This window comes from Paenibacillus terrae (assembly GCF_000943545.1).
GTDB classification, from domain to species: domain Bacteria; phylum Bacillota; class Bacilli; order Paenibacillales; family Paenibacillaceae; genus Paenibacillus; species Paenibacillus terrae_A.
Genome location: NZ_JTHP01000062.1, coordinates 15,681 through 37,470, shown reverse-complemented (window position 1 = coordinate 37,470; position 21,790 = coordinate 15,681). Strand labels below are relative to the sequence as shown.

Here is a 21,790-nt window from a genome sequence, read left to right as displayed (position 1 = left end):
CAGCAAATCCTGCTCCTTCAATTCCATCGGATGACTGCGGTTGCTTAAACAACATGTGTTGCACTTATATGTTATAGCGGCGGCCCGCCTGCTGCAATCATCAAAAAGACAAAATGTTGGATAGACAACACAATTGTTATATTTTTGTTTTAAGAGGATAGATGGTCTTGCCCATGATACAGAAAGTGACTAAAATCGGCGTAGCTGCCTTGAAATTGTTGCATGTCGTGTGCGGCAATCCCTACAAAATTCCCTGTAAATCCACCTGATAAAAAGCTGATGTTTTGCTTTTCAAAAAGTGGAGTCCAGGTGGGTTCATTCCCGAGATGGTAATAAAATCGTCCTTGGGTTGCATGGACTTCTACGGCCAAATGTATAGGAAGATCCTCCTGAAGTGTAATCGCATGGGGAACTAATGTGAATATATCTGCTTCACATCGCATCATGCGCAGTACTTTCCCTTGTCCCTCTTCATAGCTGACATAGGCATATAGATAATTTTCATCATTTAGATACAGCAGGAGCCCCGCCATTTGCAAATAGCTGACAGGTTGATATTCCAACGCCGTTTCTACCCGAAAATGATGATCGGTTTGCCGGATGGCAAGCACATGATGCTGAAACAGACTTTGAATGGATTCTCCAGCCTGAATTCGAAGATAACCCGGACGCTGGCTCAGTGAGCACCAACGGTCATCCGCCAGTATACGCAATGTGTTCCACGTTTTATTTAAAACGGGCCCCTCGAAAAAGTCTTCGAATACAAAGCTGTGCTTCTGCCCTGCCGAGAAAGTGGTTCCGATCGGTGCAGGCACTTCTAATTGCGGCGTATGGCCCCCGCCGGTTAATCGCAGCCAGCCTTCATCATTCCAGTACACGTGCTGCAAGGCTGTTTCTCGCCCTAAAATGGCATACTTCCCTTCCAATGGACGAGTACATAAATGAGCCATATACCAATCGCCATCTGGCGTCTGTACAAGACTACCATGTCCTGCACATTGTAAAGGGAATTCAGGACGATCGCGTGACGTAAGCATCGGGTTATGCGGGTCTACTTCATAAGGCCCGGATAGCTGCTTCGAACGGGCTACGGTTACCGCATGTCCCGTACCCGTTCCACCTTCCGCTGTAATAAGGTAGTAATATCCGTTTTGCTTGTAGATATGAGGGGCCTCTGTCTTTTTCAAAGGCGTGCAATCAAAAATTTTCACAGGCTCACCAATAAGTCGTTGCTGCCTGCTATCGTATTCCTGCATAACAATACCTGAAGATTTATTGCTGTCCACCATGCGGTAATCCCACAATGCATTCAATAGCCATTTACGTCCGTCCTCGTCGTGAAATAAAGACGGATCGAATCCACTACTGTTGAGATAAACCGGGTCTGACCACGGGCCATGGATCGCAGGCGCCGTCATCACAAAATTATGAACATCCTTAAACGGACGTCTGGTGCTCTTCACATCCGTATAGAGCAGATAAAAAAGGTTATCCGCGTAGCTCAGCTGCGGCGCCCAAATGCTGCAATTTTTCGGATTCCCTTTTAAATCAACCTGATCGGTCAAAATATCTGTACAGTGCTCCCAATGGGCCAAATCATTGGACTGATACACCCGTACTCCCGGCAGCCACTCAAACGATGACACGACAATATAGTAAGTATCCTCGACTCGTACAATACACGGATCGGGATTAAAGCCTTTTAATATGGGATTTTGGATCATCATGAGAAATGATTCCTCCTTGCTTCCAAAAAGTGACTCCACCAAAAACCTGCTCCTTGCTCCACGCTTCTGCTCCTGCTTCAAAACAACCCGCCCACGGAACACGCTCCCTACGCAATGAGGCAACATCGGATACACCATACTCCTGATAGCAAACCGTTTTCTCATTTGCAGCATCGTCCCAATTGTCCCAGCCCCGTGGATCAATATGTTCGCCCATTTTACAATCCACAAATACGGTCTTGGCATACTCACGCCACGGACGCCCCAAAAATACCGGAGTAATATCAGGCTCTGCGGTTAAGTAGCAATGATTGAATACATAGCCATACGCTTGTCCGTGGGGAGTGGAGGCGGCTGTAACGTAGCTCGTTTGGTTCTCATGATGGCGCAAACTGCGAATTTCGCAATGTTCAAAATAAGCTGTCGCCCCGCCAAAAATGAAATCGACCGTGCCCTCGATATAGCAATGCTGATAGAGCTGGCGATAGTGCGCATGATGCTCTTTCAAATGGATGCCACCAAACTTCAGCCGTTCTTTCGGTGCCGGAGGCAGGGGGCCTGTAAATAACGTATCCTGATGCCCGCGAAAGGTACAGTTTCTAAAAACCGTTTCATCACAATGAGCATACACCGCAACAGCCTGCCCAATGGCTTCTCCCTGTCCAGCCGTGTTGGAAATGATAAGATTTTCCAGGATCAAATGACTGCCGCCTAAAAATAAAGTGGGAGTCGCAAAGGTTCCTATTTCCTCACCTGCCTCATCCAACTCCCTGGCATACCGATGCATTCGAATGTCTACCTGTCCGATGCCTATGATATGAAGATACGAACGGTAGATCCGCACCTCCTCCTCGTAGGTACCCGATAAAATATACAGCGTTTCCATTTCGTTAGAAGGCGACTGCTCCAATACAGCAATCGCCTCCTGAATCGTATGAAAATCACAAAAGGATTCTTTCCCTACCAGCATGGTTGCCCCAATCCTTTCATTGGAATTACAGATGTTCTGCTAAAAATGACTGCCACGCCGTTCGCATTTCCAAGGTCTCCATATGCCCGCCACCTGCGATCACAGGCTGCCAATGTTCAGGGTGACCTGCTTCCTGGTAAGCTTCCAGCAGTCCTTTCGCCAGATGCTCGACTCCTTCAATAGGACACATTCGGTCATTTTGACCTGTTATGCTCATTCGTGGACGGGGAACAATCCGCTTTTGAATATCCAGCGTGGTAAAATGCTTAAGCAAGCCGGGGACATAGGAATAGAAGCCATGGTGATCCAGTCCCCTTTTGGCGATCAGCGTATGGGCATCTACCTGTCCGCAAATATCAATCGTGACCTGTATCCGCTCATCTAACGCTGCCAGCCACCACGCCATCAGGCCCCCCATCGACATGCCAATCGTTGCAATACGAGAAGCATCAATGTCCTCACGCTCACACATATAATCCAACAGACGACGGTTATCGTACAGCATCATGCCCCACAGCACTTGGCCCTGCCAGAGCATTTCCTTTACCAGCTCACTTTCGGTTTTGCCCCCACGTTCATTAAAGCCCCACATGTCAATACAACAAGCGCAATAGCCCATGTCTGTCAGGGTTTTAGCAAACGAGGGCTGCTGCAAGTAAGAGCTGCTATGGATAAATTCCTTGCGTCCATTCGTATAATTGCCTCCATGCGAATGGTTGAAATTGACCAATGGAAACGGACCGTTTCCATGTAATGGTGTGGCTATATAAGCTGGCACAGGCTCGATTCCGTTGATGTCCAGCAGAAGAGATTCCAGTTGGTATCCCTCTTGCTCCTCTTGCTTTAGCAGGGTGGCTGTAACGGGTCGATCTGCCGGAAGATCTCCCAATAATGCTTGCAGCTTATCCACGTTTTCCCTCCTTCCATGCCCCTCCTAAATCAGGATTTTTGCAAAATCCTCAATTAAAAATATTTTGTTCAGAAGATTGTATCGTCACTTGTTCAATCAGCTTTTCAGGCTGGTTTGTATTTTTCGAATGACAACGGTTGACTTCAACGCCTTCCCCGTTTTCAATATAAAAAGCAGGACCTTCATGATTCTCAATGGTCACCTGTTGAAAACGGATATCTCTCACATTGCCTAAATAAAAACCACGGTTGTTCATATCTTCGATCCCTGTCATCATGGCAGGACGGCCGGGAATTGCATTCTTCGCCATGGAAATATCAATATTGGAAAATGTAATTTCAGCAATATATTGTTCTGCAAGTCCGTATAAGAACCCCGCTGCCGCATGAACCTGACGTGCCGTGATATCGGAAAAATGAATCCGTCTAAAGCAAGGCGTTTCATCGGTAATTGGATAGGGATTTTTGTCCCAGACATATTTGTCTTTGCCCCGAGGTCCGCAGAAATAATAGAGATTCAGAATAAATGGACAAATCACATCTTCCATCACAATATTGCTAACGCGAATATCCTCGATGATTCCGCCACGTCCCCGTCTTGATTTCAGGCGGATGCCCCGATCCGTTTGCTTGAACACACAATTGCTGATCGTGACATTACGGATATCTCCACTCATCTCGCTTCCCAGTACGACAGCGCCATGTCCATGCACCATCGTACAGTTGGTAATCGTTATATTTTCACAAGGAATCCTCTCCTGTGTATCTTCGGTTCCTGCTTTGATCGCAATACAATCATCGCCCACATCAATATTGCAGTTACTAATACGAACATTGGAACAGGATTCGGGATTAATGCCATCCGTATTGGGGGAATCCGCCGGGTTAAGAATGGACACATTGTCAATCGTAACGTTATAACAAGCGATAGGATTTACAGTCCAACTGGGGGAATTTTTCAACATGATATCTTTAATGGTGACCCGCTGACAACGGTCAAAGCTGATTAATTTGGGTCTCGGGTACTGTAGTTCCTCGGGATGATTCCGATGCTTTTCCCACCACGGTTGACCATTTCCGTCCAGCGTTCCGCTGCCTGTAACTGAAATATTCTCTAGGTTCTGCCCATAAATACACGACGCATGTACTTCTCGCTGAACGCCTTCCCATCTGGATTCTACTACAGGATAATCAACCAAATCCGTACTGAAGGAAAGAATTGCACCGGGGCTTAAATGCAGCTCAATGTTACTTTTTAAAAAGATAGCCCCTGTCAGATACGTACCCGAGGGAATAAAAACCGTTCCTCCCCCGGCATTGCTAGCCGCTTCAATCGCAGCCGCAATCGCCCCTGTTGCCAACGTCGTACCATCCTGAGGTGCTCCATAATCTACAATGTTATACACTTGCATCTCGTTCTCTCCTGTCTTCATTTTTTGTGAATACGAAAATGATTTATAGGCTGAACTTAAAAATACACTGGAAAACAGAGTAGGCGGAATGGTGCTGAACAAGCGTCAGCGATGGTAAGCACCATCCGCCTGCGTAGTGGCACTTCATGTACACTGATGTTCAACCTATATCTATATCCTTATTTTTTCGATTTCTTATACGCTTCCTCGTATTCCGTAATAATCTGTGAGCCACCGGATTTTTTCCAGTTTTCTACCGCAGCTTTAAATCCGGCTTCATCGGTCTCACCCATAATAAATTTGAACGTAGCATCGGTAATAATTTTTTCGAGTTCAGTTCCTTTTTCATTGGCAGTTACAGAATCCAGAGGAACGGTTGGGTCCAAAACGGCAAATTCGTTATTTTCCTTGATTAATTGATTGGATAGTTCCTTTTCAGGGTTGGCATCTTTTAACGTATACGTCACTTCGCTCGGTCTGGAACTTGCAAATGGCTGTACATCTGCTTGCCACAAATCGGTGTTAATAATTCTGAAAGCTCCTTCATTATCAATGTCATAATGAGTTCCCTTGATACCACCTGTCATGTCCATAAATACTTCTTCATCAATCAAATCATTGACAAATTGAAGCAATCTTTTCAATTGAGCTTCCGTCTTCACCTCGGATTTAGGAAATGCCAGCAAACCGCCAACTCCGCTGCCCTCGGACCAAATGTGATATTTACCGTCTCCATTGGAGATTTTGTTTACAGGCACCAGCTCAAGACCCTTTTGCAAGCCTTGTGACAGATTTCTCAAGTTGGTGATATCCACCATTCCCGTATAAATCCCGGTTTTCCCTTGAGCAAATTGCTGCTGCTGATCGGTTTTAGCGGTTACGGCGAAATCCTTCGATACATACCCGTTCTTATATAATTTATTGGAATACTTTAACGTCTCCAAATATTGAGGTGTATCAAATTCCGGCGTAAACTTGCCATTCTCATCTACTTTCCAGCCATTAGGTGTGCCAAAATAAGAGCTTAAGGTTTTAAAGCTGCTGTAGCGCAGATCAGATCTGTCGCCAAAGCCTGTCGTATCCTTTTTGCCATTACCGTCCGGGTCATCTTCTGTAAACGCTCTCGCAACTTCGTAAAGTTCATCCAGGGTCGTAGGTACTTTAAGTCCTAAACGATCCAGCCAATCCTTGCGGATAACCAAGCCTGCTCGTGCCAAATTTTTCTGGAATGGAACTCCATACAGAACTCCCTCGATGGAAGCTGCATTTCTAACTTCGGGAGGTATCTTTTTTAAATTGTCATAATCGTCCAAATAGCTCCCTACATCCCAGAATAGACCTGATTTCAATGAACTTCGAACTGAAGAATTTGTCATCATCGTAAGAGTCACGATATCCGCCAATTCACCGGACGCCAGCGCTGTAGTGATTCTCTCTTCTTTGGACGCATCAGGAACCCAGTTGAACGTAATCTTGGAATTGGTGTATTTTTCAATTTTGTTCTTAATCGTGTCTGTAGGTGGAGAGGCTGTATGCAATACATTTAACCAGGTTAATTCCAGCTTTGAATTCGGATCATAGGTTTGGCTGCCTTGATCCTCTGCCCCCTTGTCACCGCAAGCAGCTAAAAAAACACTCATGACCATAAGTACGGCAAGAAGGCCCGATACTCCCTTTTTCATCGTGATTCCTTTTTTCATTGTGTTTGCTCCTTTTCTGATCGTATATTCATGCCATATCTTCCTCTTTCACCAGAACCTCTCGCTCTATTTTGCTAAACACCTGATGCGTCATCCACATCACGAGATAACCGATGATACTGGCTCCGGCAAAAGTCAGAATTCCTGGGTACAAGCCTAGAATCAATGTAAAAAGCGCGACAATCGCAACAAAAAGAACAAGTGTATATTGTAAATACGAAAACCCAATCACCACAGACATCCTGATTTTCAGCTTAATCCCTTTCCAATCATAATGAGCCAGTAACGGGAAAATGTACGCCAAGGAGATGAGATACAAAAAGGCTCCAATAAGCAACACTACGCGAACATACCAGGACGAGACATTGACGATATCCACGTAGAGCACGTAGCCCACGAGGCTGTAAATCGCTCCAATGATCGCCGCTTCTTTAAAGCTTTCTCTAAAGTAACGTACAAACGTGGAGAAAATGGCGACTTCCTCATTCCCCCGAATCCATTGCCTTAAAATACTGAGCATAGCGACAGTTGCAGGTCCCACGCCTATAAATCCCAGGCCCAGGATCGTCGCAACCGTCCACAGCAAATTAAGGTAAACCAGCCGGAGCAGGCGCATGCACCATTTGTTCATGTTTTCTACAAACCGTACCATTCCGCATCCTTCCCGTCGTCATTAGTAAACGCCGTCTTCACCAAATTTCTTGGCCAGTCGATTGGAGCCCATGATCAGAATTAATCCCACCACGCCTTTAAAAAGTCCTACCGTCGTACTAAAACTCAATTGTCCATTCTTTAAGCCCGCTGTATAAATGTAGGTATCAAAGATTTCAGCAACCTCGCGGTTTAGTGAGTTCAATAGCAGATACATATGCTCAAAGCCCAAATCCAGCGTGCTGCCAATTTTCAAAATTAACAACGTAATAATGACTGGGCGAATTGCAGGCAAGGTAACATGCCATGTTTTTCGGAGACGTCCGGCACCGTCCATTTCTGCTGCCTCATACAGTTGCGTATCCACGACCGTAATCGCCGACAGATAAATGATGGTAGACCAGCCAAGTTCCTTCCAGATCACTTGCCCCATATAAACGGTACGCAACCATTCCGGGGAAGTTAAGAAGCTGATCTTCTCACCGCCTAGCGCAGCAATCATTTCATTTAGCACCCCGCCGTCTACGGTTAAAAATACATAAGAAATCGAAACAATGATGACCCATGACATAAAGTGCGGGATGTAGATAATCGTTTGGATGATATTTTTAAACACACGCTTCCTGACCTCATTCAGCATCAATGCCAAAATGATCGGTAATGGAAAGAAAATCACAATGTTGAGCGCAAACAAAACCAGGGTGTTACGTAATAGCATGAAAAACGTAGGCTCGGTAAATAAACGAATGAAATGCTTCATTCCTACCCACGGGCTGCCCGTGATTCCCAGAAAGGCTTGATAATCCTGAAACGCAATGACCAAGCCGCCCATAGGGAAATATTTAAAAATAATGAAGTACACTAGCCCGGGTAAAACCATTAGGTACAGCAACTTATGTTTTTGCATACGTAAAAGATTTTCCGTCGTTCTGTTGTTCTTTTTCATTTTCATATTCGGTTTCATGTTCGGTGACGGGACACTTGAAACTTTCATTAGCTCGACCTCCTTCAAACGTTTATGTATACGTTTTCAAGAGTACGTTATTTTTGGCATTACGCATATAATCATCAAATGATAGCGTTTACAAAACCTTATATACCGCCTATTTTCCGGCTTTTCACCTTACCTAATGATTACTACACAACCTAATGATTACCCTCTTTTTTCCATGCTTAGGAGAACACCTCAAGATTTGATTATATACGGAATTCCACCCTCTTGGTACAGTTTACATGTAAACGATTACGAGGAGGTCAATCACTTGGCGCAAAAATCACTAAAAAAAGAATCGCTGGGCAGTCGTATTTTTACCATCGTAAACAGTACTTTATTAATTCTCATTGCCCTCACTTGTCTCTTGCCTTTTCTGAATATCATTGCCAGCTCTTTTGCTTCAACCCAAGAAGTGGTAGCTAAAAAATTCATTTTGTTCCCTGTCACTTTTTCCCTGGATGCATATCGGTATATCCTGTCGACCCCAACGATTTTCAGAGGACTAGGGGTTTCGATCGGAGTGACTGTCGTCGGTACCGTGGTGAGTATGATCTTTACTGCTTTTATGGCGTACGGATTATCCCGAAGATATCTGCTTGGCCGAAATACGATTAACTTCATTGTAGTATTTTCCATGTTGTTTAGCGGGGGTATGATTCCAACTTTCCTGGTTGTAAAAAGCATGGGGCTTATCAATTCGTATTGGTCCCTTATTCTTCCCGTGGCCATTAATGCGTTTAACCTGATTATTATGCGTAACTTTTTTCAGGCGTTGCCGGATGATCTAGAGGAATCGGCCAAGATGGACGGGTGCAACGATTTTGGCATCTTCTTTAAAATTATGCTGCCGTTAGCGATGCCCTCTATTGCAACCATTTCACTTTTCTACGCGGTAGCCTACTGGAATACGTATATGCATGCCATTCTCTATATTAATGATTCCGCCAAATGGCCTATTCAGGTCTTGCTTCGCCAAATTGTAATCGTTTCCAGTGGTATGCAGGCAGAAGGAACTTCTGTGGATGTCATCCCACCTGCGCAGACGATTAAGATGGCGGTCATTGTGGTGGCAACCGTTCCTATGCTAATCGTGTATCCATTTGTGCAAAAACACTTTGTCAAAGGAGCATTACTAGGGGCGGTAAAAGGATAAACTGCCCCTCGATTGCTAGTGAAGTTCATTTTAATTCGCTTGCTTCATCTTACGGTATGCTCCGGGCGTGACCTGCTCCTTCTTCCGAAACGAGCGGATAAAGTTCTGCGGATTATGATATTGCAATCGCTCGGCGATTTCTTTAATCGTCATATCCGTCTCAATGAGCCACTTTTTGCCCATTTGCAACCGGTAGCCCATCAGATATTCGCTGAACGTCGTACCGTATTCTTTTTTGAAAATACTGCTTAAATAATTGGGATTGTAATGAAGACGGTCCCCAATAAGCTCCAGTGACAATTCCTGGTCATATTCAGCCCGGATAATGGCGGCAATTTTCTCGGAGAGACAGCGGAATTGCTGGTTCGTCTTCTCCTTCATACTTTTTACCATAGGGGAAATGACTTGCTCCACCAGCATACGCTCGATCTCTTCCGGATTACGAATGTCCAGCAGACGATGGTACAACGCATGATTGTTCTGCGTCAGCAGCACTTCGATCCCTAGCAGCTGCTCCAATTGAATGAGGTTATTCACAAACCGCACCAACAGCACCTCAAAGTTCATGGAATGATTGTTCTTTGTCATTATTTCAGTCAATAAGGAATGTACGGAAAGTCGTACTTGCTCTTCATCTCCTATTCTAATGGCGTCAAACAGCTGCGATTCCATTTCCGTCGGATAATGAAGCAGCACCGGGCCTGAAATGACTGTGGAAATGTCTTCATAAAATATAATGGATTCTTTGCCTAAATTTAAACGGTGGTGCAAGGCTTGCTTACTCATCTCACAGGCTTCCTTGCTTTCTATCAAATTGTCATACGATTTACTAATGCCGATACTGATGGATACATTCAAATACTCTTTTACGGTTCGAATCAAAAGGGTGGCATCATCCAGCACTTGCTTGTTTATTTCCTGTTCATTCTTTCCTGTAAACATTAAAATGGTCGCCTGGATGTCATCGTTCAAAATGATGGGAAGCATTCGCTGCTGCTCTGGAATGGTTTCTTCTACGATTTTGTTAATAGCCAGCAGTAAAACGTCCTTATCCGAGGGCTCCCGATCTCCCAGATTATCCAGTTGAATCAACAGGGTAATATACATTTGATTCTCCAGTTGCGGATAGCCCAAACGTGGCATTTTTCGTGCCAATTCCTCTGTTGAAATACGCCTGCGAAACAGGTTAAGGATCAATTGGGTTTCAAGCTGTGGCATTTCGGACTGAATGAGGCTTTCCAGGCTTTCCTTTTCCGTTACAATGCTGTCAATGGAATCAATAATCCAGTCAATTTCATTTTTGGAAGGCTCATTTTTGAACGAAAAATTAGGATTTTTAGGCAGGCTGCGTTTAATTTGCTGGAATGGCTTTGTAAAATAGACGGCTATGATATACGCCACCACCACAATCAAGAGTGTGAGTACAAGTACCATCGTGATGATCCCGAATTTGGTCGTTTGGAATGCATTCGAGATCTCCTTTTTATCTAATATCGTTAAATACGTCCAGTTGTTATAAGCAGACTTGGCATAAATGACCTGCTGAGCAGGCTGATGCTTCGTTTTTTCCAGTGTCAACATGCCTGAATTGTCGGGTGTAGCCGTAGCCTCTGAAATGTGCTGAAGCTGCTGGGTGGTCAATAATTGTTCAACGGGCTCGGTTTCGTACATTAAATCGCCTTGTTTATTCAGAATAAAAACGGCCATGTGATCCTCTGCTTGAATTGCACGATTTAACGTTTGCAACGAAATATCCGACAGCGCAATGGCTTGCTTCTTTTTGGAGAATACAGGCAAGGTATTAACAAAGCGGATTCCCTTGTCTGTTTTAATCCAGAATAGCCCCTTATCCTGATGGTCGATATAGGTTTTAAATAGCTTCTCCCGTTCTGTTTTAGTCAAATAGGACAGGCTTCCATTGGATATTTTCCAGTTCTGATCCAGGCTAATCAGTGAGTATTCCGTTCCTTCTAATCCCATCGTAGCAATATAATTGAGTTGCGAATTCACATTCCGATACGCTACAAAATCTTTTTCTGTAATGGGATGTTTTACGACTTCATCAAATGAACTGGTCGTACTATACGTATTAAAAGCATATTCAATCGTTTGGATTTTCTGCTCCAGACTGTTTTTGATCTGTGTCATGTAGCTTTGTTTACTGTTGGAAACCCTTTCCATGACTGAGCTAATTGTTGTAAAATAGATGTAGCTGCCGAAGCTGGCCACCAACCCTATTCCCAAAACCAGAATCGTAATAAAAATGGTGTAGAACATCCTGCCTTTTTTCATTGCGCTCCCCCTTTGGTTCTTTGCATCATACCAAAATTATAGCGCTTTCATAACAAGGTTTAAATCATTTTTTTCACGTGTGCATTTATTTAAAAAACAAACCTGGACTTAAGCCCACTCTTTAAGCAGAAATGTTAAATACCATTACATCCGTCCCATCCCGTTTTATGTTCATCTGGATTAGCTTGCAGAATTTAAAAAAGGAATTTGGAGGTACCTTATGTTACACGTTGTTAGTCATAAAGAACAGATTGTAAAAAAAGAATTTCCAGCAGACACTTCCTTTCTCTCCCTCTATCCAGCAGTGGCCCATGAAGCTCGCCCTTTTATATTGGTACTGCCCGGCGGTGGCTACGAGCACTTGGCTTCACATGAGGGGGAACCCATAGCTCGGTGGTTAAATGATTTAGGTATTCATGCAGGTGTGCTGCATTATCAAGTCGGAGACTTTGAGGTCGATTCCTTGTTGGATGATGTGGAACATGCCCTGAGGTGGATTCGACAAACGCCCAAAGACTGGAAAGTGATTCCGGAGCAAGTCGGTCTGGTTGGATTTTCAGCAGGCGGGCACTTGGCCTCCATCGTCGCCACCAGAGGGGCGGAAAAACCCGATCTTCTGCTGTTGGGCTACCCCGTGATTACGTTTCATGATGCTTATACGCATATCGGAAGCCGCACTCATTTTTTAGGTGAACAGCCGACACAGGAGCAGCTTCACGCCTTTTCATCCGATCAACAAGTGACTTCACAGACCCCTCCAACTTTTATTTGGACAACAGCCAATGACGCCACTGTTCCGGTCGAAAACAGCTTGTTGCTGGCTTCCGCATTATCCAGAGCAGGCATTTCATTTGAGCTGCATGTATTTGAGGAAGGGCGACACGGCTTGGGGCTGGCTGAGGATAACCGCGAGTGCCAGCAATGGCTCGCTCTTGCGGAAAAGTGGCTCCAAAAACATAGCTATGTTACGGAAGGACAGCGGATCACATCCAGGCTGTTTATCGCTGGTGATTCCACGGCTGCCCAAAAAGGAGCTACCGAAAAACCGATGACAGGCTGGGGCGAACACTTGCAGAGTTATTTTGACCCGTCTGTTCAAGTGAACAATCGTGCGGTTAATGGACGAAGCACTAAATCTTTTATAGCGGAAGGTCGATTGTCTCATATTGAAAAGGATTTTCGAGCCGGCGATTATCTGTTTATTCAATTTGGACACAACGATGAGAAGAAAGAAGATCCCACCCGCTATACCGATCCTGACGGGGACTACCGTCAAAACCTAATTCAATGTATCAAGTCTGCTCGGGAGCGTGGTGGAATTCCAGTGCTATTGACCTCTGTAAGCCGCCGCCGCTTTACCGCAGACGGAGAACCTGATCCGCTTGCTGTGGGAGCTTATCCCGCAGCGATGAGACGAGTAGCCGAGGAAACACGGACACCACTGCTCGATATTTTTAAAGCTTCTCAGCAGCTTTATCGTACCCTGGGAGAAGAAGGATCTAAGCAGTTATTTATGCATTTACCTGAAAAAGTGCATCCGAATTACCAGGCGGGCGTAACGGATAATACTCATTTTTCTGATAAAGGAGCAAGACAGATGGCCAAGCTGGTCGCTGAAGCCATTCGTAAATGCACGGAACTGTCTGCATTAAAACAACGTATGGTAGAAAGGAATCCAGACAGCGGTGAGAGACTTGCACACCAACTTGTCAACTGATATCAAGAACTAAAAAGATACAAACACGAAAAACGGACTTGGGGCTAATCACTCTGACGTCCGTTTTTTATTCCGTGTGGGTCAAAGACTATACAGCTATGGAAATAGTTCAAAAGTACGGTAAGTTAAAAAGTAAATACTTAAATTGTTATATTTAAATTCTTTTGTATTTTATAGGACTTTAGAATCGTTTTATTGTATTATTTTGACAACATTTGTCGAATGAAGTGAAATCAATAATTTTACATGGTATATTTTAGGAGCTCACATCATACATCAGGAGGAATTTTTTATGAATACTAAGAAAATATTATTATCAACGGTCATGTCTTTGGGGCTCATTGGTAGTATCATCGTCCCTAGTGCGTCCGCAGCAGTAGGTCCTTCACCGATAATTACGCCTACTGTAGAAGTTAACGGAGTATACTACAGAACTGCTACGTTACCGCGAAATTATTCCTATGCGCTGTCAAATTACCCGGGGGATACTTATAAAGTGGCAAGTGGAAATGTGACAGTCTCCGCTTCTGGCGTGGTAACAACCACCACTGCAACAACTGCAAGAGTTGAGATTTACGGCGGTAACGGTAAATTGAGAATGGTATACACTGTTAAGGTGCTCTAAGATTGGAGTAAGTGTTCCTGGGAATGTGGAGTCAACGATCATTATCAAGATGGTGATTTGGTAGCGAGTTTTTTAGGCACTTTGTTAAGCGATTTCGAGAATATCAAAAGAAGCACTGTCCGTTTATTAGGGCAGTGCTTCTTTATGGGGCGAAAAGAACTCATATTGCTTTTTTATCAGTGGAACCCTTTATTAGTTTTCATTGAACTCACAGACTCATGAGAAGTTTTATTTAAATACTCCTCAAATTGAGTGCCAAATACTCGAACGTTCTCTTTTCTAAACTTTCGTGAAATCAATAAAGATACCCCAAAGAATTATTGAGAAATTCAATTTAACTTGATAAAAAGGCATTGATCTTCACAATCGCTACTTTTTATATGTAAAGGGTAAGAATATATTTCTAGCTTTACCCAACTGAAATCACCTTCTCCGCAAGAACTTCACTTCTCTGCGAGCACTATTTATAGATATAACCACACCTGTTAACTCCGCATTGTCGAATGGGCTAAATACTACCAGTGAGACAGCCGTACGTGAATTGTAGGAGTTGATCAGCTCCGGCTTACCTCGCCGTTGTAAAAATTATATTACGAACTTACATTCTAAACAAGATGAATCAATCTAGAAAAATATTCCTAGTTCTGATAGACTAATTTTGTGTTTTGAAAGTTAAATGGATAAGGAGTCATAAAAATGAAGAAATTTATATTAGTATTCTTCTCAGTAATCATTGTTTCTGTATTCCTCCAATTTCCAACATTTGCTGCGGAAATCAATGCCAAAGAGATCCTAAAGAAAAAATATCCTCGTGAAATTGTAACACTGAGCAAATCTGCAGATTTAAACGGAGATGGTAAAAAGGAATACTTCCTACTTACTGAAGCGGGTAATTTTTTTCTTGTTAATTCTAAAGAGGCTGTTGTATTAATTAACACAAATATAATAAGTGATGAATTTTTTGAACAGCCAACTATCCAGATTTATCAAGTATCTAAAAAAGAAAAGCACGTAGCAATAACGTTTGAATATGGACCATCAAACACACAGTTTTATGCTTATCAATATAGAAATGGTACATTATTTAATAAACTTTCCATTATGGGTGATCAGGGTGTACAAGTTGATATAAAGGGAACCGTTAAACAATATTGGAAAAAGTACAGACCTGAGGGGGGATGGGATTTAGCTATAGCGACGTATTCATGGAGGACTTCAAAGAATAAGTACCTCGGAGCAGGTCTACTGCCTTAATTAATCATCTCCAATGAAATGCTCACGTTTAAAGTCATCTAAAGAAGTACACTGGGACTCACACCAGCATTCAGCCAGTGGAGTCCTCTTTTAGATCTAAGTGTAAACTCACTGTGGGTTGATGAGATACATACCGTTAAGTTATCCGTTCTCAACGGAAGCGACCTATGATAAACTTAGCTTATCATAATTTACCAAATAATAGATATTGGATATTTCATTAAAGGGCAGGATTGTTGAATGGAAAGGGTGATCACTTATGAGCGATTTTAAAATAATAGAGGGGCATTTCAACTCTTTTCAAAACTTCGTAAATGCTATAAACGAAAAATCTAAAAAGCAATCTACTTTGCTGGTTGGGATAGATGGTTGTGGTGGTTCTGGTAAAAGTACATTCGCTTACAAGTTAAAAGAAGAACTATCTAATTCAACTATTGTTCACAAGGATGATTTTCATCTCCCCTCCTCTAACATTATAAATACACACCCTTCAAAAAAACCTATTGGTGCTGATTTTGATTGGAAACGTCTTTTAAATCAGGTACTGGAGCCAATAAGACAAGAAAGGGATGGGCGTTATCAACGGTATGATTGGGAGACGGATAAGTTAGCGGAATGGCATACTGTTCCTGCTGGCGGCATTGTTATAATCGAAGGAGTATATTCCATCCGAAAGGAACTGGAGGATAAATATGACTTCAAAATTTGGGTTGATTGTCCACGAGAAATTAGGCTTTCAAGAGGTCTTGAAAGAGACGGAGACTGTGCTCGTGGGATGTGGGAAGATAATTGGATGATTTCAGAAGACATTTATGTAGAAGCTCATAAGCCATTTAAAAAAGCAGATCTCGTTATTAGTGGAACTTTATAAATTTCTTATTTAACTGCATTTTGGGCAACATGGATATCTGGTGAAATTCAATTAGTAGACTGATCAATTACGTTGGGTCAGCAAAGAAACAATACTCCAATATGATTTCTTACCTGCAGACTTACCATTTATCACACAACTTAGTAAAGGTGATAAACTACGAAAAAAAATTCACATTCGCAAATACGTTCGCAAATTATAATCAGCCCCTTTCAAATGCTACTTTCCTCCATTTTCTCAACCTTTATAAACAACAAAAAAACCCTTGCGTAGCAAGGGTTTTTGAGGAAATGGGCCCTGAGGGACTCGAACCCCCGACCAATCGGTTATGAGCCGACCGCTCTAACCAACTGAGCTAAGGGCCCTCAAAAAAATATGTATATTCACGCTACATTTACATAAAACAGCGGCGTTAATTAATATACAACATTTTCTTGTGTTTCGTCAATAGTTTCTCAAAAAAATATTTTTTTGATTTATTTTTCATAAAAACTAAGGAATAAATCGAACACCATAACGTCCTTTACGCGAGCGGTACACCTCCACTGCGCGGGGATCGTTGTAGCCGTACATCCAGCCGTCGTGCTCCAGCCTTTTTGCCAGACATCCTGCCTGAAATTTGGTCGTGTACAGTCTGCCGTAGTAAATCCAATACATCCGAACTCCCTCTTTTCACATGATGGTAGAAGTTAGTGTAACCGGATCGAATTCGAAATACACGGCCTGCATCATAACAATCTGCAACGAGTATGAGTCACTTTAATAAATGGCCCCGTTACACTTTATATGCTAAGCCTTATTTGCCAAAGGAGGCCGGGTCCTGACGCCACGAACGCAGCAGCTCCAGTTCTTCCTCCTGAATCGTTCCCTCACGCAAGGCAACGTCCATCAGGGCCGTGTAATTGGACAAGCTTTGCAGCTTCACACCTGCTTCTGCAAAGGCTTGAGTCGCTTTATCAAGCTGGTAGCTGAAAATAGCGAGTACAGCTAACGGCTGGGCGCCTGCTTGCTCTACGGCCTGCGCTGCTTTGATGGAGCTGCCGCCAGTAGAGATGAGATCCTCGATAACAATAACCTTTTGTCCCTCACTAATCCGACCTTCGATCTGGTTCTCTTTGCCGTGTCCTTTAGCTTTGTCCCTTACATACGCCATCGGCAGATTAAGCTTTTGCGCCACCCAGGCAGCATGAGGAATGCCCGCTGTAGCCGTGCCTGCTATGACTTCGGTTTCAGGGTATTGCTCACGGATCACAGCAGCGAACGAATCAGCGATCAGCTCGCGCACCTCCGGGTAGGACATGGTCAGGCGATTGTCACAGTAGATAGGTGATTTAATGCCGGATGTCCATGTAAAAGGCTGCTGCGGACGTAGCGCTACCGCCTGAATTCGTAACAGATGGGATGCAATTTGCTCGGGGATATTATTTAATGTAGTCATACTTGGTTCATCTCCTCAATAATGTGTTCCGCTGCGGCACGCGGGTCTGATGCAGCCGTAATGGGGCGTCCAACGACGATGTAGCTGCTGCCTTGGGCGATGGCTTGCCCAGGTGTCACTACACGTGACTGGTCGCCTGTAGCGCTGCCTGCCGGACGTATGCCAGGGGTAATCGTCTTGAAGTCCGCCCCGCATACAGCGCGGATCGCAGGGACTTCCAACGGGGATGCCACTACTCCGTCCAATCCCGCCTCACGGGTCAGTTGTGCGTATCGAACGACCACATCCTGTACTGTACCGGGAATGCCTATCTCCTTATTCATGGTTGTCTGGTCCGTACTGGTCAACTGTGTAACTGCTATAATGAGCGGCATGGCAAGTGAACTGTCTGCCAAAACAGCGGCTTCGGCCCCAGCCTTGGCAGCTGCCATCATATTTCTTCCTCCGGCAGCGTGTACGTTGAACATATCCACACCCAGGCGGGTGATGCTCTCCGCACCTCCCCGTACGGTGTTGGGGATATCATGCATTTTCAAATCCAGAAATACGGAGTATCCTCTCGACTTTAGCTGCTCTACAAAAGCTGGCCCTGCGCTATAAAACAGCTGCATGCCTACTTTTATATAACAGGGAATACCCTCCAGTTGTTGAATGAGCCGCTCCGCCTGCTGCGCATCCGGATAATCTAACGCGACCATCAACCGTCCTGCCATCTGCTGAAATGCTTCGTTCATCGTCCTGCATCCCCTTTTCACGTCAATTCGGGTATATTTGCCCGTGATAAAGGACATCCGTCAGCCGAAGCTGATGAATGTCCTTTCCTGTACTACTTATTTTTCATCCTCTATTCGTATCGCGTTAGTGGCTCAGAACCGGCATGGATTCGGATGTAAAGTTAATCGTCTCCAGCATTCTCAGCAAAGCGCGTACGGTATCCAGCGAGGTCATGCAGACGATGCCGTTCTCAACCGCTTCACGGCGGATACGGAATCCATCACGCTCTGGCGTTTTCCCCTTGGTCAGCGTATTGAAGACGAAGTTGGCTTCACCCGTGCGGATCATATCCAGGATGTTCGGGGTACCCTCGCTCAGCTTGTTGATCGTCTTCACTGGAATGTTAGCCTGCTCCAGCGCAGCCGCCGTTCCACCTGTTGCAATAATTTTGTAACCCAGTCTGTAAAAGCCCTGCATCAGCTCGACTGCTTCTTCTTTGTCCTTATCCGCCACCGTGATGATGATCGCTCCGGTAGATGGGATTTTCATACCAGCACCCACGAGTCCTTTGTACAGCGCTTTGGCGTACTGAATGTCGCGTCCCATCACTTCACCCGTCGATTTCATTTCCGGCCCCAGGGTCGGCTCTACACGGCGCAGCTTGGCAAAGGAGAATACCGGAACCTTGACCGAGACATAATTACTTTCAGGCCATAGCCCTTCTGCATAGCCCGCATCCTTGAGCTTGCCGCCCAAAATGGCCTGTGTCGCCAGATTCGCCATCGGGATATTCGTGACTTTACTCAGGAAAGGAACCGTCCGCGAGGAACGCGGGTTGACCTCGATCACATACACCTCATCTTGATGAATGACGAACTGGATGTTCACCAGGCCAATCGTTTTCAATTCCTTGGCGATGCTGATCGTGATTTCCACGATTTTTTGCTTCAACTCGTCGGACAAGTGCTGTGGCGGATACACCGCGATAGAGTCACCTGAGTGAACCCCTGCCCGTTCCACATGCTCCATAATGCCCGGCACCAATACCGTTTCGCCGTCACAGATGGCGTCAACCTCAACTTCTTTGCCCAGCATGTAACGGTCGATCAGCACCGGGTGTTCAGGGTTGATTTTAACGGCTTCTTCCATGTAGCGCAGCAATTCTGCATCCGAGTAGACGATTTCCATCGCCCGTCCGCCGAGGACGTAGGATGGACGCACCAGCACCGGGTAGCCCAGTGCCTGCGCAGTTCCTACCGCTTCATCTACCGAGATGACCGTGTTGCCTTTAGGCTGTGCAATAGCCAGACGTGACAGCAGCCGCTCAAACTTTTTCCGATCTTCCGCTTCGTCGATACTTTCCAGACTCGTACCCAAAATTTTCACGCCTGCCGCACTAAGCGGAGCTGCGAGATTAATGGCCGTTTGACCGCCGAACTGGACGATAACGCCAATCGGTTTTTCCTGCTCGATGACATTCATAACATCCTCGAAGAAAAGCGGCTCAAAGTAGAGACGATCGGATGTGTTAAAGTCCGTAGATACCGTTTCTGGGTTGTTATTGATAATTACTGCTTCGTAGCCTGCTTTTTGAATGGCCCATACCGCATGTACGGTGGAGTAATCAAATTCAATCCCTTGCCCGATCCGAATCGGCCCGGAGCCGAGTACGATGACTTTCTCTTTATTGGATGGAATCACTTCGTTTTCCACCTCATAAGAGGAGTAGTAGTACGGCGTTGTAGCTTCAAACTCGGCTGCGCATGTATCTACCATTTTATAGACAGGACGCAGGTTGTGACTCAGGCGGAACTCACGTACCTCGCGCTCGGTTGTCATGCTGCCACCCGGTTGGCCCAGACTGCGAACCTCGGCGATGGAGCGGTCCGTAAAGCCATTACGTTTGGCCTGATAGAGTGTTTCGTAGGTCAGTTCAGACTCTTCAGCCATTTTAGCTTCGAACTTGACGATGCCCTCTACCTTGTCAAGGAACCACCAGTCAATTTTCGTTAAATCCTGAATTTCCTGCTGCTCCCAGCCACGACGGAATGCCTCAGCTACCAGGAACAAGCGCTCATCATCTGCTTTAATCAGGCGCTCCGTGAGCACCTCATCCGACAGCTGATCGGCCCCCTTAAGATGCAGACGATGTACACCGATTTCCAGCGACCGTACCGCTTTGTGGATGGACTCTTCGAACGTGCGTCCGATAGCCATCACTTCGCCAGTTGCTTTCATTTGCGTGCCCAGCTTGCGATTGGCAGAAATGAATTTGTCGAACGGCCAGCGCGGTATTTTGCTCACGATGTAATCCAGAGTAGGCTCAAAGCAAGCATACGTTTGTCCCGTTACCGGGTTCACGATTTCATCCAGCGTGTAGCCCAGTGCAATTTTGGCAGCCATTTTAGCAATCGGATATCCAGTCGCCTTGGAAGCCAGTGCTGAGGAACGACTCACCCGCGGATTTACTTCAATGACATAGTATTGATAGCTGTGTGGATCAAGCGCAAACTGCACATTACATCCGCCTTCAATATTGAGGGCGCGGATAATTTTCAGGGAAGCGGAGCGCAGCATCTGGTACTCTCGATCTGACAGCGTCTGACTCGGCGCTACAACGATACTGTCGCCAGTATGTACGCCGACCGGATCAAAGTTTTCCATGTTGCAGACAACGATACAGTTATCATTGCCGTCACGCATGACCTCATACTCGACTTCCTTCATGCCTGCGATGCTTTTTTCCACCAGACATTGTCCAATTGGACTGTAACGCAAGCCAGAGCTTACCGTCTCACGCAGTTCTTCTTCGTTCACACAGATCCCGCCGCCTGTTCCACCCAGCGTATAAGCCGGGCGAACGATAATCGGATAACCGATTTCGTTAGCAAAATCCAGCGATTCCTCTAACGTTGTAACAATGACGCTCTCAGGTACAGGCTGTTCCAGCTCACGCATCAAATCGCGGAACAAGTCACGGTCTTCGGCTTTTTCAATCGAAGTCAGCTGTGTTCCCAGCAGCTTGACGTTTTCACGCTCCAGAACTCCGGCACGAGCCAGCTCCACCGCCATATTCAGTCCTGTTTGTCCTCCCAGTGTAGGAAGCAGGCCATCCGGACGCTCTTGACGGATAATTTGTGTTACAAAATCAAGTGTAATCGGCTCGATGTATACTTTGTCCGCCATGTTCGTGTCTGTCATGATGGTTGCCGGGTTACTGTTGATCAGCACTACCTCGACGCCTTCTTCTTTGAGCGCTTGACAAGCTTGTGTACCAGCGTAGTCGAATTCCGCAGCCTGACCAATCACGATAGGGCCGGAACCAATTACGAGTATTTTTTTATGTTCTGTATTTTTCGGCAT

General features: G+C 45.1%; 17 protein-coding genes and 1 tRNA gene. 5 read left to right on the top strand and 13 right to left on the bottom strand.

The genetic code is table 11. The features are described 5' to 3' along the window. Positions 1-149 precede the first annotated feature (149 nt). The 7 genes from QD47_RS23635 to QD47_RS23605 all read right to left on the bottom strand — a co-directional run bounded on the left by QD47_RS23635 (position 150) and on the right by QD47_RS23605 (position 8,363). On the bottom strand, positions 150-1,727 hold the full coding sequence (locus QD47_RS23635; protein ID WP_044648427.1) for a glycoside hydrolase family 43 protein: 1,578 nt from the start codon (positions 1,725-1,727) through the stop codon (positions 150-152). Beyond that, entirely contained in the window at positions 1,693-2,697 is a 1,005-nt protein-coding gene (locus QD47_RS23630; RefSeq protein ID WP_044648426.1) for a pectinesterase family protein, read from the bottom strand. Before QD47_RS23630 ends, QD47_RS23635 begins: the two co-directional genes overlap by 35 nt. A gap of 25 nt (positions 2,698-2,722) precedes the next feature. Continuing rightward, complete coding sequence (locus QD47_RS23625) at positions 2,723-3,607, bottom strand: dienelactone hydrolase family protein (protein ID WP_044648425.1); 885 nt, start codon at positions 3,605-3,607, stop codon at positions 2,723-2,725. 49 nt (positions 3,608-3,656) lie between these two features. Next, positions 3,657-5,018 carry a glycoside hydrolase family 28 protein gene (locus QD47_RS23620; RefSeq protein ID WP_044648424.1) on the bottom strand — a complete coding sequence of 454 codons (1,362 nt, stop codon included), beginning with the start codon at positions 5,016-5,018 and terminating at the stop codon, positions 3,657-3,659. 179 nt (positions 5,019-5,197) lie between these two features. Next, positions 5,198-6,718, bottom strand: coding sequence for an extracellular solute-binding protein (locus QD47_RS23615; protein ID WP_044648423.1), 1,521 nt, complete (start codon positions 6,716-6,718; stop codon positions 5,198-5,200). A gap of 28 nt (positions 6,719-6,746) precedes the next feature. Next, a complete protein-coding gene (locus QD47_RS23610; protein WP_044648422.1) occupies positions 6,747-7,370 on the bottom strand; it encodes a YesL family protein in 624 nt (207 codons plus the stop codon). Between the two features lie 21 nt (positions 7,371-7,391). Further along, positions 7,392-8,363, bottom strand: a complete 972-nt coding sequence (locus QD47_RS23605; protein ID WP_044648421.1) for an ABC transporter permease — start codon at positions 8,361-8,363, stop codon at positions 7,392-7,394. 268 nt (positions 8,364-8,631) lie between these two features. Between QD47_RS23605 and QD47_RS23600 the strand changes: the two genes are divergently transcribed. Beyond that, entirely contained in the window at positions 8,632-9,516 is an 885-nt protein-coding gene (locus tag QD47_RS23600; protein ID WP_044648420.1) for a carbohydrate ABC transporter permease, read from the top strand. Positions 9,517-9,546: 30 nt separating this feature from the next. On the opposite strand, the gene QD47_RS23595 is transcribed toward QD47_RS23600, so the two are convergent. Then, on the bottom strand, positions 9,547-11,808 hold the full coding sequence (locus QD47_RS23595) for a helix-turn-helix domain-containing protein (RefSeq protein ID WP_044648419.1): 2,262 nt from the start codon (positions 11,806-11,808) through the stop codon (positions 9,547-9,549). 220 nt (positions 11,809-12,028) lie between these two features. Here QD47_RS23595 and QD47_RS23590 point away from each other — a divergent pair, with 220 nt between their 5' ends. From QD47_RS23590 to QD47_RS23575, 4 genes are all read left to right on the top strand, one after another. Then, the gene (locus QD47_RS23590) at positions 12,029-13,525 is read left to right on the top strand and encodes a GDSL-type esterase/lipase family protein (RefSeq protein WP_044648418.1); all 1,497 of its coding nucleotides are present in this window, start codon (positions 12,029-12,031) and stop codon (positions 13,523-13,525) included. A gap of 292 nt (positions 13,526-13,817) precedes the next feature. Then, positions 13,818-14,150 (top strand): hypothetical protein, encoded by a 333-nt coding sequence (locus QD47_RS23585; RefSeq protein ID WP_044648417.1) that lies wholly within the window; start codon positions 13,818-13,820, stop codon positions 14,148-14,150. Positions 14,151-14,846: 696 nt separating this feature from the next. Beyond that, positions 14,847-15,404, top strand: coding sequence for a hypothetical protein (locus tag QD47_RS23580; RefSeq protein WP_044648416.1), 558 nt, complete (start codon positions 14,847-14,849; stop codon positions 15,402-15,404). 259 nt (positions 15,405-15,663) lie between these two features. Then, a complete protein-coding gene (locus tag QD47_RS23575; RefSeq protein WP_044648415.1) occupies positions 15,664-16,275 on the top strand; it encodes a uridine kinase family protein in 612 nt (203 codons plus the stop codon). A gap of 291 nt (positions 16,276-16,566) precedes the next feature. On the opposite strand, the gene QD47_RS23570 is transcribed toward QD47_RS23575, so the two are convergent. From QD47_RS23570 to carB, 5 genes are all read right to left on the bottom strand, one after another. Further along, positions 16,567-16,640: transfer RNA gene (locus QD47_RS23570), tRNA-Ile, on the bottom strand. A 127-nt stretch (positions 16,641-16,767) separates the two neighbouring features. After that, positions 16,768-16,932: a hypothetical protein gene (locus tag QD47_RS32640; RefSeq protein WP_014282411.1), complete on the bottom strand. Its 165-nt coding sequence runs from the start codon at positions 16,930-16,932 to the stop codon at positions 16,768-16,770. A gap of 139 nt (positions 16,933-17,071) precedes the next feature. Then, positions 17,072-17,713 (bottom strand): orotate phosphoribosyltransferase, encoded by a 642-nt coding sequence (gene pyrE / locus QD47_RS23565; protein ID WP_044648414.1) that lies wholly within the window; start codon positions 17,711-17,713, stop codon positions 17,072-17,074. After that, positions 17,710-18,447 (bottom strand): orotidine-5'-phosphate decarboxylase, encoded by a 738-nt coding sequence (pyrF, locus tag QD47_RS23560; protein ID WP_044648413.1) that lies wholly within the window; start codon positions 18,445-18,447, stop codon positions 17,710-17,712. The genes pyrE and pyrF overlap by 4 nt, the downstream gene beginning before the upstream one ends. Before the next feature lie 124 nt (positions 18,448-18,571). Then, positions 18,572-21,790, bottom strand: coding sequence for a carbamoyl-phosphate synthase large subunit (gene carB / locus QD47_RS23555; RefSeq protein WP_044648412.1), 3,219 nt, complete (start codon positions 21,788-21,790; stop codon positions 18,572-18,574).